The following is a 13,955-nucleotide window of genomic DNA, read 5'->3' as shown; positions in this document are numbered from 1 at the left end:
TTTCGGATCAGGTTTCCTGGAAGATGCGATGGAGGATCGTCGGAGTCTCGTCCGGTGATTCGGCTTCGACCACCAGGCGGTTCATGACATCCCAGTAGTACTCGATCTCGGTCGGCCTGTCGGGATAGAGGGCAGTGGCGAGCTGTTCGAGGTAGACCACGTCGGGCAACTGACCGCCGGGCAGGCGCAGGATGGTGACCGGACCGCCTTCCGCGGCGTGGCCGCCGGCGAGGAACGGCATGATCTGGACAGTGACCTGCGGAAGTTGGCAGATCTCGATGAGATGCCTGAGCTGGGCGCGCATCGTGCTGATGCCGCCCACCGGGCGACGAAGCGCCGCCTCGTCGATCACGGCCCAGAGGTGAGCCGCCGGCCGGCGGTGCAGGATCCGCTGGCGTGTCATCCGCAACATGACTCGCCGATCGATCTCCTCCGCACAAGCGCCCGGGTGGGCAAGCCGGATGGAGGCACGCGCATAGTCGGGGATCTGCAGCAAGCCGGGAACACGTTGCACCTCGAAGCAGCGGATGAGACTCGCTGCCTGTTCGGCCCCGAGGTAGGTCTGCATCCAGGCGGGCACCACGTCGTTGAAGTACTGCCACCAGGCGGGGGTGTTGGCCTGTTCGGCCAAGGCCAGCAAGGTGGCGCGCTCGGCCTCGCCCGTGACCCCGTAGAGAGTGAGCAGGTCGGCCACGTCACGCAGTTTGAACCCGTGGCGACCACCCTCCAGTCGGCTGATCTTGGATCGGGAGGCGCGGATGACGTGACCCGCGGCCTCACGGGAGACCTGCTGCTCCTCCCGCAGTATCCGCAGCCGTGCGCCCAGCACCAGGCGCGGCACCATGGGGCCGGCCGACTGGCCGTCCAGGACCCCGCTGTCGGACGGTGTATGTGCGGCCTCTTTGGCGCCCATGGGCATTCTCCCTGCGGTGAACGCGACTCTGCACGCGCATGCAAGCACTGCGGCTAGCCATCCTAGGGGCAATGCCGTTGCTTCAGATTCGGCGTTGGCTGCTTGGCGGAGTTGGCCCGGGGGTGGTTCGGGGGTGGTTCGGAGGGTGGTTCGGGGGTGGTTCGGGTGTGTCCGACTGGATCGCCGCCGCCGGGCAGTACGGCGACGGCGCGTCCTCTCGAACTCCCGCTCCGACGAGCGGCGTCACCGATAGACCGTCTGGAACTGCTGATAGCCCGTCAGTCCCTCCGGTCCCAGTTCGCGGCCGAGGCCGCTGGCCTTCACGCCGCCGAAGGGAGCGGCCGGGTCGGGGATGTAGCGGTTGACGCCGATCGTGCCCGTACGGACCCGGTGGGCGACGGCCGCTCCGCGCTCCGGGTCGGCGGTCCAGACCGTACCGCCGAGGCCGAAGTCGGAGTCGTTGGCGATGTGGACGGCGTCGTCGACGTCGTCGTAGGGAATGAGGGACAGGACCGGGCCGAAGATCTCCTCCTGGGCGATGACCGCGCTGTTGTCGACGTCCGCGAAGACCGTCGGCTGCACGAACCAGCCGCGCTCCAGACCGTCCGGGCGGCTGCCGCCGGTGGTCAGTCGGGCCCCTTCGCCGCGGCCCTTCGCGATGTACGACTCCACGCGCTCCCGCTGCCTGGCCGTGGCCATCGGGCCGATCTGCGTCGCGGCGTCGCTCGCGTCGCCGACCGTGAGGGAACCGGCGAAGGCCGTGAAGGCGTCGACGACTTCGGCGTAGCGGCTGCGCGGGGCGAGGACGCGGGTGCCGAGGAAGCACGTCTGGCCGTTGTTGAGGAGGGTGGCGCCGAACAGGCCCTCGCCGATCCTCGTCAGGTCCAGGTCGGCGTCGTCGAGGACGATCGCCGCGGATTTGCCGCCGAGTTCGAGGGTGACCGGGCGCAGCAGGCGGCCGCAGGTCTCGGCGATGGCGCGGCCGGCGGCGGTGGAGCCGGTGAAGGCCACCTTGTCCACGGCGGGATGGGAGACGAGGTGCGCGCCGACCTCGCGGCCCGCCGGGACGATGTTGACGACGCCTGCCGGAACTCCGGCCTCCTCAACGGCCTCTGCCAGCAGGTAGGCGTCCAGGACGGTCTCCGGCGAGGGCTTGATGACGAGCGTGCAGCCGGTCGCCATCGCGGGGGCGATCTTGAACATGGTGAGGGCCTGCGGGAAGTTCCACGGCACGATGGCCGCGACAACGCCCACCGGCACCTTGCGGACCTCGATCGATCCACCGAAGAGCCCCGGCCGGGTCTCCTCGAAGACGGCGTCCCGGGCCAGGGAGGCGTAGTAGCGCAGCACCGCGCTCGGGTAGCCGGTCTCCAGTTGCCGGGCGACCGCGACCGGCATGCCGTTCTGGGCGCTGACCCGGTCGACGAAGCCGTCGGCCCGCCGGTCGATCGCGTCGGCCAGCCGCTCCATCACCTCGGCACGCCGGGCGGGCTCCCAACTCACCCAGCCCGACGGGTCGTCGAAGGCCGCGCGGGCGGCGGCGACGGCACGGTCGACGTCCGCCTCGGTGCCCTCGGGTACCTCTCCGAGCGGCTCCTCGGTGCTGGCGTTGACGGGGGTGATCGTACGGCTCGTGGTGGGGCGGACCCATTCGCCGCCGATGTAGAAGGTGTCGTAACGCAGTTCCATCACTCGGCTCCTTGGTCGAGAGGTCGGTCGGTGGCGCGCAGGACGGCCGACGGCCGACACGAAGGCATTCGGGGCGTCGACGTGGACGAGGCGGCGGGTGCCGGGGATCACCTCGGTGCGGATCGCGGGCACCCTGCGGATCGGCCGCCGGTGCAGGGCGTGGAGAGGTCCGCCGGTGCAGGGCTGGTGAGGTCCGCCGGTCAGGCGAAGGTGAGGACGGGCTTGAGGGTGGTGCCCTTCTCGGAGTCCTCGGCCGCCTGGTTGATGTCCTCGAAGGCGTATGACTTGACCAGCTTGTCGAAGGGGAAGCGGCCTTGCCGGAAGAGGTCGACGAGCTTGGGGATGAACAGGCGCGGCACGCTGTCGCCCTCGACGATGCCGCGCACGCTGCGGCCGAAGAGGAGGGAGGACATGTCGAGGGAAGCCTCGGTGCCGAGCGCGGCGGCGCCGATGAGACCGCAGGTGCCGCCCTGGTTGAGGGCGTCGACGGCCTGTCGCAGCACGGCGGGGACGGCTGTGGTCTCCACGGTGTAGTCGACACCGAGGCCGCCGGTGAGGTCCCGCAGCGCGGCCACCGTGTCGCCCGCGGCGCCGTTGACGACGTGTGTGGCGCCGACCTCCTTGGCCAGTTCGAGCCGCTGTTCGTTGAGGTCGACGGCGACGATGGTGGTGCAACCCGCGACCACGGCCGCCATCACGGCACTCAGGCCGACCGAGCCCGCGCCGAAGACCGCGATGGTGCTGCCCGCCGGGGGCTTGAGGGAATTGAGGACGCCGCCGGCGCCGGTCTGGATGCCGCAGCCCAGCGGGCCGAGCAGTTCCAGGGGTACGCCCGGGTCCACCTTCACCACGTTCCGCTCGGTGGCCAGCGCATGTGTGGCGAACGCCGACTGGCCGAAGAACACGCCGTGGACGTCACCGGACTCCCGGTGCAGGGGCGTGCTGGCGTCCGGGCGCGCGCCCGCGAAGTTGTAGGCGAAGAACTGGTCGCAGTACGCGGGGCGGCCCTGGACACACATGCGGCAGTCGCCGCACGAGTTGAAGGTGAGTACGACGGGGTCGCCCGGGGCCACGTACGTGACGCCGTCACCGACGGCCTCCACCACGCCGGACCCCTCGTGGCCGAGCACCGCCGGCAGCGGAACCGGGTACCACTGGTCGCGGACGATCAGGTCGGTGTGACAGACACCGGAACCCACCATCCGTACGACGACCTCGCCCGGCCGTGGGTCGAGCCGGCGCAGACGGACGGCGCAGGATTCGGGCAGCAGGTGGATGTCCTCGACGAGCAGCAGGCCGGGGGCGCCGTCCGCGGCCGCGTCGAGGTCGACGAGCCAGGCGGCCTCCCCGCGTACGGCCGCCTCCGACGCGTCGAACGCGCCGACCAGGATCCGGTCGGCGCCCGTCAGCGACCTCGCGGTCGTGGTGCGTCCCGTGCCGGGTGCTCCGCCGATGTACACAGGTGTACCGGGCAGGCAGTCCGCGGTCGGCGCCGGAGCACGCCGCGCGGGACCACGGCGGGGAGCGGTGGGGCGGACCTCGCCCGGGTCCGTGAACTCGAAGAGCACGCCGTCCGCGCCGGGTGCGACGGCCTGGAAGCGCACGGACACGTCCCGCCCGGAGGTCAGCCGCACCGAGCGGACCGGAGGGGACTGAGGAGACGCGCCCGTGCCACGGCGCCCGACACCGTCCGCCAGCTCGCGCAGCCGGATGTGGTCGACGGGGTCGAGGAGTTCCACGGCCGCGGGGTTCGCCAGCACCACGCCTTCGCCGAGCACCAGCACCGGCCGGTTCCGCCCGGCCGCCGCCACCTGGAAGGCCGCCAGCATGCGCTGTTCGGCGCGGCGCGCGGTGCGCAGCAGCCGCTCTTCGATGTCGTGTGCGGCGCGGGCGAGGAACGGCCTGAGGAGCGGGGAGTCGTCCCGGTCGAAGCAGGTGATGTCGAGGACACCCTCCAGCCGGTGGGTCACCGGGTGCGTGATCGGGTGCCCGTAGCAGCTGAACCCCTTGAACGGCTCCAGGTAGTGCTCCTCGCCGTGCACGGCGATGCCCTGGCGCAGTTCGTGGGCCGTGGCGATGGAGTTCGTCCCGGTCGTCTCCTCCAGGAACACCCCGCCCGCCACCACACCCAGCCCCGCCAGCCGGTCGCGCAGCCTGCGCGCCCCCACGGGCACGTCCACGATCCGTGACTCGCGGTCGGCGAGCACCACGCAGTAGGCCGCGTCACCGAGTTGTTCGGCCAAATCCGCGAGGACCGGCTCGGCCGCCGCGACGAGCCGGCTGCGCCGGTCCACGACGTCGGGTTCGACGCGGAGGTCGGGCGTGGACGTGGTGAGTCCGCTCATCCGGGAGCGCTGCCAGGACAACGCGATCTCGGGGCGCAGGGCGCCGCTGTCGGTCGGCGCGTGCGAGGTGGCGTCGCTGCGGTGCACGGCGGCCTCCGGCGAGTACGTGCGTGCTGTCGTGCGGTGTCGGTGCGTTGGTCGTGCGATGTCTGTGCGTCACACGGACAGTCGCAACATAAACGGATCAGTGGTGCATGGAAACCCATGCGCCGAGATGCGTCTCAGTCGAGGTCGGGCAGCGGGCGCCGGGCGATGTTCCGGGCGTCCTCCGGCGGGACGCCCAGCATGCGCAGGACCATCTCGGCCAGGTTCGACGCGGCCTCGTCGCCGTCCAGGTCGGGGCGGGCGAACCTCAGCTCGACCAGGGACAGCAGGGTCCCGCCCAGTGCGGACAGGGCGACGGTCGGCTCGACGGAGGAGAAGCGGCCCGCGGCGACCCCGCGTTCCAGGTCACGCAGGGCGCGGGGGGCGAGGCCCCGGTCGGAGTAGAGGTGGCCGAGGCCCCGGTGGCGCAGGACCTGCATGAGCTCGGGGTGCGAGTCGGCCATCCGGGCGCTGAGCCGGAAGCCCGCCGCGACCAGTTCGGCAGGGTCGTCGACCCCGTGCAGACGCTCGTCGAACGTCCGGCCGAACTCCTCCAGCGCGTCCACCACCGCGGCGTCGAACAGCTCCGTCTTCGATGCGAAGTGGTTGTAGAAGGAGCCGAAGCCGACGTCCGCGCGCTCCGCGATCGCCTGGATGCTGGCGCTGGTGTCCCCGGTCTCGGCGAGTATCTGCCGGGCCGCGCGGACGAGCGCCTGACGGGTCTCGGCGCGACGCCGTTCGAAGCGGTTGCGGGGCGGGGCTGACGTCGGCATACGCGGGAGTCTAGCAATGAGACCCGTGATGCCACAGTTCTGATGACTTCATCATCTCCCTCGAGTTCAGCTATTGACGATCGAAGAGTCAAAGTTGATGATTTCCTCATTACGACGATGTTGCTTGGAGGACACCATGTCCGGAACCCGCGTCAACGCGGTCGGCGTCACGGACGTCAGGACGGCCCACCAGGACCTCCACAGCGCGCAGGGTGCCCTTCGCGGCGAACACCCCGGTCGGTCCCGGAACCCCCTGATCAAGGTCGCCGACCTGGCCTGGTTGGAGTTCGAGAAGCCCGACCTGGACCGGGCCGAGGTCTTCGCCCGTGACTTCGGCTTCGGCATCGCCGCCCGCACCGAGCGGGAGCTGTGGCTGCGGGGAACCTTCGCGGGTTCGCCCTGCATGGTGATCCGCAAGGGCCGCACGTCTCGTTTCATCGGCCCGGCGTTCCGCGCGGCCGAACGGGGCGACCTCGACCGGCTGGCCCGGGCGACGGGGACGGGGACGGGGACGGACGTACGGGACGCGGACGTGCCCGGTGGCGGCAAGGTCGTGAACCTACTCGATCCCTCGGGGTTCCCTGTGCGCGTGGTGCACTGCGGCGCGGAACTGCCGGCGCTGCCCGAGCAGCAGCCGTTGCTGCTCAACTTCGGCACGGATCACCGTCGTACGAACGTCACGCAGCGCCCGCCGCGTGAACCGTCGCGGATCCAGCGCCTGGGGCATGTAGTGCTGGAGACGCGGGTGTTCGCCCGCGCACTGGCCTGGTACCTGGACACCCTCGGGATGATCGTGTCCGACTTCCTGTTCCTGGACGGGCAGCGCGACCGCGGCCCCACGATGGCGTTCCTCCGCTGCGACCAGGGCAGTCTGGCCGTCGACCACCACACCCTGGCCATGCACCTCGGCCCCGGCAACGGCTATGTCCACTCCGCCTACCAGGTGACCGACCTGGATTCGATCGCCGCCGGCGGCGAGTACCTGGCCGAGCGCGGCTACCAGCGCAGCTGGGGCATCGGCCGGCACATCCAGGGCAGCCAGCTGTTCGACTACTGGCGCGACCCCGACCACCTCATGCTGGAGCACTTCGCCGACGGCGACTTGTTCTCCTGCGACCTCGAGCCCGGCTGGGCGCCCATGTCGACGAGCGGCCTCGCCCAGTGGGGCCCGCCGGCCACCCGCGACTTCCTCGGCGCCGGCCCCTCCCCGCAAAGGGTCCGCGATGTCGTCCAGGCCCTGCGCGGCGACAACGAGATGGACATGGCGCGGCTTCTCGGCCTGTTGAGGGCCGCCAACTCCAACTCCTGACGCCCCAACCCCCTACCTCCAACTACCTCCAACAAAGGCATTGAGATGAGCACCAACGTCCTGCGCACCGCCGACGGCTGGTGGGTGGTGCGCGACACTCGCGCCATCCGCATCGAGACCAAGGCCGTCACCACCGCCGAACTGCTGGCCGACCGCGCTGCCGTGGGAGAGGCCGCAGTCTCCGGCGAACCGGGCACGCCCGTCGCCGAATTGGCGGCCCTCTCCCCCGTCACCACCCCCTGCCGGGTGGTCGCACAGATGGTCAACTACCGCAGCCACGCCCGCGACTCGGGCTTCACCGGCGACATCCCGCCCGCCTTCTTCCGCAAGGCGTCCGGCTCGGTCAGCGGCCCGCATGACGCCGTCGTCCGTCCGTCGCACGTGAAGTTCCTGGACTACGAGATCGAGCTCGGCCTGGTCATGGGCGCGCCCCTCCCGGTCGGCACCGTCGTCGAGGAGCGGGACCTTCCCTCGTACGTCGCCGGGCTCGTGATCACCAACGACGTCAGCGCCCGCGACGTCCAGCTGACCAAGACCCAGTTCTACGAGAGCAAGTCGTACCCGACCTTCACGCCAGCCGGTCCCCACCTGGCCCTGCTGGAGCCGGGCGACTTCGCCCATCTCCTCGACCTGCGGCTGAAGTTGAGCGTCAACGGCGACCTGCGCCAGGACCGCACCCTCGCCGACATGATCGTCCGCCCGGCGCAAGCCCTCACGCTCCTTGCCCGCTTCCAGACGCTCGACCCCGGTGACCTGCTGCTGACCGGCACCCCCGGTGGCACCGCTCTCAAGGCCCCGCCGAAGGCCGTAGAGAAGATCGGCTCGCTGCTGCCGCCCGCCGTGAAGTGGAAGGCGTTCTTCAAGAGCCAGGCGCGCAACCCGCACTATCTGCATGAGGGCGATGTCGTGACTACGACGATCGCGACCGCAGACGGGCGCATCGACCTCGGCGAGCAGCGCACTCCCGTGGCGGACGCGATATGAGCACCGCAGCTCGGGTACCCGTGGTGATCATCGGTGCGGGCCCCGTTGGCGTGACCGCCGCCCTCCTGCTGGCCCGGCGTGGCGTGAGGACCGTCGTCCTCGAACGCCACCACGACGTCTACCCCCTGCCGCGCGCCGTCGCCGCCGACGACGAGGTGCGCCGCATCCTGCAGGCCGCAGGCGTACAGGAGGAGTTCGCCGCGATCGCTCGCCCCGCGCGGGGGCTGCGGCTGCTGGACGCCCGGCACCGGGTGATGGCCGAGTTCCCGCGCACCGCGCAGGGGTCACACGGCTTCCCGCAGACCAGTATGTTCGACCAGCCCGAGCTGGAGCGGGTGCTGCGCGACGCCCTGGCCCGCACCCCGGAGTGCGAGCTGCGCGGCGGGGTGGAGGTCGTCGGCGTCGAGCAGGACGGCGACGGTCCGGGCGGCGACGGTCCGGTCCGCGTGACCTACCGCGACGACGAGGGTGAACACCTTCTGCGGACGGACGCCGCCCTCGGCTGCGACGGTGCGGGCGGCCTCACCCGCGACGCCATCGGCGCCACGTGGGAGGACCTGCGCTTCGAGGAACGCTGGACGGTCATCGACGTGCGCACCAGCCTCCCGGTCCGCTGCTGGGAAGGCGTCGAGCAGATCTGTGATCCGCGGCGGCCGGCGACGTTCATGCGCATCGGCGAGGACCGCTACCGCTGGGAGTTCCGGCTGCGGGACGACTCAGAACTGGATCACGAGCGGCTGCGGGAGCTGATCGCTCCGTGGGTGGACCTCGCTCATGGCGCCGACTTCGAGGTGGTGCGGCAGGCGCAGTACACCTTCCGGGCGCGTATCGCCGACCGCTGGCGCCGGGGTCGCGTCTTCCTCCTCGGCGACGCCGCGCACCTCACCCCGCCGTTCATCGGACAGGGGCTGTGCGCGGGCCTGCGCGACGCCCACAACCTCACCTGGAAGCTCGCCCGTGTCCTCCAACAAGGCGCCGACGAGCGGCTGTTGGACACGTACGAGAGCGAGCGCAAGCCTCACGCCCGCCATGTGATACGGCTCGCGGTCGCCATGGGCTGGGCCATGACCGGCGGCGAGGACGGCGCCGCCGCCATCCGCCGTGGCGTCCTGGCCGCGGCCGTCCGCATCCCCGGCCTGAGTACGGCAGCCGCTCGCGACCTCAGCCCTGCGCTGACCGCCGGACCGCTCGTACGACGCCGTATCCGCCTCGGCGGACGCGGTCTCGTGGGCGGCTTCTGCCCGCAGCCGTGGGTGACCGTCGACGGACACCCGGCCCGCCTGGACGAACTACTCGGCGACTCCTTCGCCGTCCTGACCGCCGTACCGCTCTCCCCCTCACTGAAGGCAGTCGTCGACGGCGTCGGCGCCCGGACCATCCCCGTGTCCGACCTCGCCGACGACGGCCGCCTCGCCGCCTGGCTGCGCGAGGGGCGGGCGGACGCCGTGCTGCTGCGGCCGGATCGCGTCGTAATGGACGTCGTCCCGTCCGGCGGCCGCGACTTCACGGGTACGGCCGGCTGGGCGTCCCTGCTGCACAGCACACGAAGCCCTGTTCCTTCCCAACGGTCCGTTGAGAAAAGCCTGTTGAGGAGCACGACGCGATGAGCACGCCGTACCAGGACCCCTTCTTCATGCCCGATCCGCAGACCGTGGCCGCCAGCCGCATCGTGGACTTCGCCCGCTGGGCGGCCCGGCACCGGGGCGTGGAGGCCGACGCCGACGACTATGCCGCCCTGCACCGCTGGTCGGTCACCGCCCTGGAGGACTTCTGGGGTGCGGTGTGGGAGTACTTCGACGTCGACGCGGACACCCCGTACGAGCGGGTCCTGGGTGAGGAAACCATGCCCGGCAGCCCGGTGGTTCCCCGGCGCCACCCTCAACTACACCCACCACGCGCTGCGCAATCTCGCGGACGACGACGTGGCGATCGTCGCCCTCGACGAGACCGGCTCCGGGTACGAGGTGACCGGAAAGCGGCTGCGCTCCCAGGTCGCCTCGGTGGCCGCGACCCTGCGCGACCTGGGGGTGGGCGAGGGCGACCGGGTCGTCGGCTACCTGCCCAACACCCCGCATGCGATCGTCGCGTTCCTCGCCGCCGCGAGCCTGGGCGCCGTGTGGTCGGTGTGCGGGCAGGACTACGCCCCCAAGGCCGCCGCCGACCGGTTCGCCCAGCTCGAACCCACCGTCCTGGTCGCTGCCGACGGCTACCTGTTCAACGGCATCGCGCACGACCGCCGCGAGGCCGCCCTCGACCTGGCCTGCGCGCTGCCCACCCTGAAGGCCGCGATGCTCGTGGACCACCTGGGCCTGCCGTGGCCCGAGGGCACCTGTCCCGCACTGACCATCCCGTGGGAGGACGCGTCCACCCGTACGGAGCAACTCACCTGTACCGCCGTGCCGTTCGACCACCCGTTGTGGGTCGTCTTCTCCTCCGGCACCACCGGCCTGCCCAAGGGCATCGTCCACGGCCACGGCGGCGTGCTGCTGGAGCACCTCAAGACCCTCGGTCTGCATTCCGACCTCGGCCACGGCGACCGCCTGCTCTGGTACACCACCACCCACTGGATGATGTGGAACCTGGTCGCCTCCACGCTGCTGACCGGCGCGACCACGTGCACGTACGACGGCAGCCCGGCCCCCCTCGCCCGCCCGGACGTCCTGTGGGAGCTGGCGGCCCGCCACGGCGTCACGGTCTTCGGCACCAGTCCCCAATACCTGCTGGGCATGACCAAGTTCGGCATCGATCCGTCCGTGCACGACCTGTCGTCCGTCCGCGTGGTCGGCTGCACCGGCTCCGCCCTGCCCGCCTCTGCCTACCCCTGGGTCCGCGACCACGTCGGCGACCGCGTCCTGCTCGCCTCCATCAGCGGCGGCACCGACATCGTCTCCGGCTTCGCCGGCAGCGCGCCCACGACCCCGGTCTGGGCAGGGGAGTTGTCGGCTCCCCACCTCGGTGTGGCCCTGGCCGCGTACGACGCCGAGGGCTTCCCGGTCATGGACCAGGTCGGCGAACTGGTCGTCACCCGCCCGATGCCGTCGATGCCGCTGCACTTCTGGAACGACCCCGACGGCAGCCGCTACCGCGACGCCTACTTCTCGGCGTACCCCGGCGTCTGGCGGCACGGCGACTGGATCACGGTCACCTCCCACGGCTCGGTGATCGTGCACGGCCGCTCCGACTCCACGCTCAACCGCAACGGCGTGCGCCTGGGCAGCGCCGACATCCACGACGTCGTCGAACGCATGCCGGAGATCACCGAAGCCCTGGTCATCGGCGCGGAGGAACCGAACGGCGACTATTGGATGCCGCTGTTCGTGGTCCCGGCGGCCGGGGTGGTGCTGGACGACGCCCTGCGCGAAAGGATTCTGCGAGCGATCCGCACCGGCGCCTCACCACGCCACGTCCCCGACGAGATCATCGAAGTCCCGGCCATTCCGCACACCCGCACCGGCAAGAAACTCGAGGTCCCGGTCAAACGCCTGCTTCAGGGTGCCCCCGTCGAGCAGGTCGTCAACCTCGCCGCGGTGGACGACCCCGATCTCATCGACGACTACGCACGGCTGGGAGCCACCCGCCGCAGTCGGAGGAGCACCGAGGCAACCGAGGCAACCGAGGCATGAGAACGGCACAGATCATCACCGCCGTTGCACCTGGCTCCCCCTCGGCGCAGTTGCTGCGACACCGTGGGGCTCCCCCCCATGCCGGAGCGTGCGTGAGCGGGAGCGGGGTGGGCGGGCGACCGGGCGGGGGAAGTGACGGCGGCAGGCCCGATGCTGGGCCGGTCGGGCCTGTGGCGTCCTGCTGTCGCTGTGGCCCGTCAGCGGGGGCCGCAGGAGGGCCCTGGGGGAGCCGCCTCCGCGGTGGACGCGCCTCCATACGTCGCCGGCTGTGATGGGACGAACGCTTCGGCACGGACTCCGCAAGAGGTTTCAGGGTGCCCCTGGGGCCCGCTTCCTCGGCACTGCGAGAGCGCCTGACGTAACGGCCCTGAGGAGGCGGCGGAAGGTGGAGCATTCCATGTGGCTCGGCGCGGGGCAGGCGGCGGCGTGTCGCAGGGAGTCACGCAGGACGACCAGTTCACGGATCCTCCTGTCCAGCTCCTCCGCCTGGGCGGCAAGCATCTGCCGGTCGATGCGCGGCTGTCCGTCCGGCGCGAACATGCGCGCGATCTCATCGAGCGAGAACCCGGCAGTGCGCCCCAACGAGATCAGCGCCAGGCGCTCCAGTACCCCGGGATCGTACTGACGGCGCAGGCCCCGCCTGCCGATCGAGGCGATCAGCCCCTTTTCTTCGTAGAACCGCAGCGTCGAGGCGGGAACCCCGGCGCGGTGCGCCACCTCGGCGATGTCCAGGCCTGTCATCCTCTTGACCTCAAGTCGACTTGAAGTAGCACGCTTTCACCTCGACCCCACGAAGGCAAGCACAGGAGGCGATCATGGACTTCACGCGCAGGACCGATGACGAACAGGCGGCCCGCTGGAACGGGCCCGCCGGCCACGCCTGGGTCGAGGCACAGCCGGTGCTGGACGAGATGCTCAGGCCCTTCGAAGACCTACTCGTCGAAGCGGTATCCGCCGAACACGGAGGCCACGTGCTCGATGTCGGCTGCGGCACCGGCAGCACCACGCTGGCCGTCGCACGGCGGCTTGGTCCTGCCGGCCGCTGCGTCGGCATCGACATTGCCGAACCGATGATCACCGCAGCCCGGGCGCGCGCCGAGCAGGCCGATGCACCGGTGTCCTTCATCCGCGCCGACGCACAGGATCACGCATTCGAACCCGCCACCTTCGACGCCATCATTTCGCGCTTCGGCGTCATGTTCTTCAACGACTCCGTCCAAGCCTTCGCGAATCTACGGCGGGCCGCGAGGAACGGGGCCGGGCTCCGGTTCATCACATGGCGCAGCCCTGCGGAGAATCCGTTCATGACGACGGCCGAACGTGCCGCGGCACCGCTCCTGCCGGACCTCCCCGCCCGCCGACCGGACGAGCCGGGGCAGTTCGCCTTCGCGGACCCGGACAGGATCCACCGCATCCTGACGGAGAGCGGGTGGGCCGGGATCGACATCCGGCCGATCGACGTGGCCTGCGCCCTGCCCGAAAGGAAACTGGTCGGTTACTTCACCCGGCTCGGTCCACTCAGCCTCATCCTGCACGAGGCGGACGAGCGGACCCGCGCACAGGTCGTCGAAACAGTTCGTGCTGCCTTCGACACCTATGTGCAGGGCACGGAAGTCCGCTTCACCGCGGCCTGTTGGATGGTCGGCGCCCGAGCATCGTCCGCGTCAACCGCGCCGAAGGACACAGCCAATACCTGAGCGGTGGATCACTGCGAGGCGATCGCCATGTCCAGGTCGAACACGGCCCGTACGTCGGTGTCGTCCAGGATTCTCATCGCGGCGGCCGTCTCCGTCACCGCTGGTCGGTGAGGTGCGGCAGCGCGGCGAGACCGGCGGCGATGCCACCGCCGACGATGGCCACGTCTTTCATGGCTGCTCCAGCTGTTCGAGAAGATCTCCCTGCTCACAGGAAGGTCTCCGTGCTCACAGATTGATGACGACGTCCGACAGGGGTGTCGAGCAGCACGGCAGGACCCCGCCCCGGGCGATCTCACGGTCCCGGATGCCGCCTCCGTGCGGCATGTCGACCTGCCCCGAGACCAGCGTCGTCTTGCAGGTGCCGCACAGGCCCTGCCGGCAGGACGTCGGTACGCCCAGCCCGGCCGCCTCGGCGGCCTCCAGCAGGGTGGTGTCCGGCGGGCAGACCGTCTCGACCCCGCTCAGGGCGAACTTCACGGAGAACCCCGTAGAGTCTTCGGGCTGCGACTCCGTGTCCGCGAGCGGCGCGCCGGCCCTC

General features: G+C 70.8%; 10 protein-coding genes and 1 pseudogene. 5 read left to right on the top strand and 6 right to left on the bottom strand.

Translation table 11 applies throughout. The annotated features are described in order from the left end of the window. Positions 1–7: 7 nt before the first annotated feature. From FE633_RS31410 to FE633_RS31395, 4 genes are all read right to left on the bottom strand, one after another. Positions 8–913 carry a helix-turn-helix domain-containing protein gene (locus tag FE633_RS31410; protein WP_138048562.1) on the bottom strand — a complete coding sequence of 302 codons (906 nt, stop codon included), beginning with the start codon at positions 911–913 and terminating at the stop codon, positions 8–10. A 243-nt stretch (positions 914–1,156) separates the two neighbouring features. Beyond that, entirely contained in the window at positions 1,157–2,602 is a 1,446-nt protein-coding gene (locus FE633_RS31405; RefSeq protein ID WP_138048561.1) for an aldehyde dehydrogenase, read from the bottom strand. A gap of 200 nt (positions 2,603–2,802) precedes the next feature. After that, positions 2,803–5,034: a zinc-binding dehydrogenase gene (locus FE633_RS31400; protein ID WP_246113917.1), complete on the bottom strand. Its 2,232-nt coding sequence runs from the start codon at positions 5,032–5,034 to the stop codon at positions 2,803–2,805. Between the two features lie 134 nt (positions 5,035–5,168). Further along, entirely contained in the window at positions 5,169–5,804 is a 636-nt protein-coding gene (locus FE633_RS31395) for a TetR/AcrR family transcriptional regulator (RefSeq protein ID WP_138048560.1), read from the bottom strand. A gap of 136 nt (positions 5,805–5,940) precedes the next feature. Here FE633_RS31395 and FE633_RS31390 point away from each other — a divergent pair, with 136 nt between their 5' ends. The 4 genes and pseudogenes from FE633_RS31390 (at position 5,941) to FE633_RS31375 (ending at position 11,720) form a co-directional block, all read left to right on the top strand. Continuing rightward, the gene (locus FE633_RS31390) at positions 5,941–7,113 is read left to right on the top strand and encodes a VOC family protein (RefSeq protein WP_138048559.1); all 1,173 of its coding nucleotides are present in this window, start codon (positions 5,941–5,943) and stop codon (positions 7,111–7,113) included. A gap of 45 nt (positions 7,114–7,158) precedes the next feature. Beyond that, the gene (locus FE633_RS31385; protein WP_138048558.1) at positions 7,159–8,097 is read left to right on the top strand and encodes a fumarylacetoacetate hydrolase family protein; all 939 of its coding nucleotides are present in this window, start codon (positions 7,159–7,161) and stop codon (positions 8,095–8,097) included. Continuing rightward, positions 8,094–9,704, top strand: a complete 1,611-nt coding sequence (gene mhpA, locus FE633_RS31380; RefSeq protein ID WP_138048557.1) for a bifunctional 3-(3-hydroxy-phenyl)propionate/3-hydroxycinnamic acid hydroxylase MhpA — start codon at positions 8,094–8,096, stop codon at positions 9,702–9,704. Before FE633_RS31385 ends, mhpA begins: the two co-directional genes overlap by 4 nt. Continuing rightward, a pseudogene (locus FE633_RS31375) lies at positions 9,701–11,720 on the top strand (acetoacetate--CoA ligase). Before mhpA ends, FE633_RS31375 begins: the two are co-directional and overlap by 4 nt. Before the next feature lie 309 nt (positions 11,721–12,029). On the opposite strand, the gene FE633_RS31370 reads toward FE633_RS31375, so the two are convergent. Continuing rightward, complete coding sequence (locus FE633_RS31370; protein WP_138048556.1) at positions 12,030–12,461, bottom strand: helix-turn-helix domain-containing protein; 432 nt, start codon at positions 12,459–12,461, stop codon at positions 12,030–12,032. A gap of 74 nt (positions 12,462–12,535) precedes the next feature. Between FE633_RS31370 and FE633_RS31365 the strand changes: the two genes are divergently transcribed. Continuing rightward, complete coding sequence (locus FE633_RS31365; protein ID WP_138048555.1) at positions 12,536–13,417, top strand: class I SAM-dependent methyltransferase; 882 nt, start codon at positions 12,536–12,538, stop codon at positions 13,415–13,417. A 225-nt stretch (positions 13,418–13,642) separates the two neighbouring features. Here FE633_RS31365 and FE633_RS31360 read toward each other — a convergent pair whose 3' ends face one another. After that, entirely contained in the window at positions 13,643–13,894 is a 252-nt protein-coding gene (locus FE633_RS31360) for a 2Fe-2S iron-sulfur cluster-binding protein (protein ID WP_425473252.1), read from the bottom strand. Positions 13,895–13,955: the final 61 nt, after the last annotated feature.

This window comes from Streptomyces montanus, from assembly GCF_005786655.1.
Classification (GTDB): Bacteria; Actinomycetota; Actinomycetes; order Streptomycetales; family Streptomycetaceae; genus Streptomyces; species Streptomyces sporangiiformans.
This window is presented reverse-complemented; position numbering and strand designations above follow the sequence as displayed.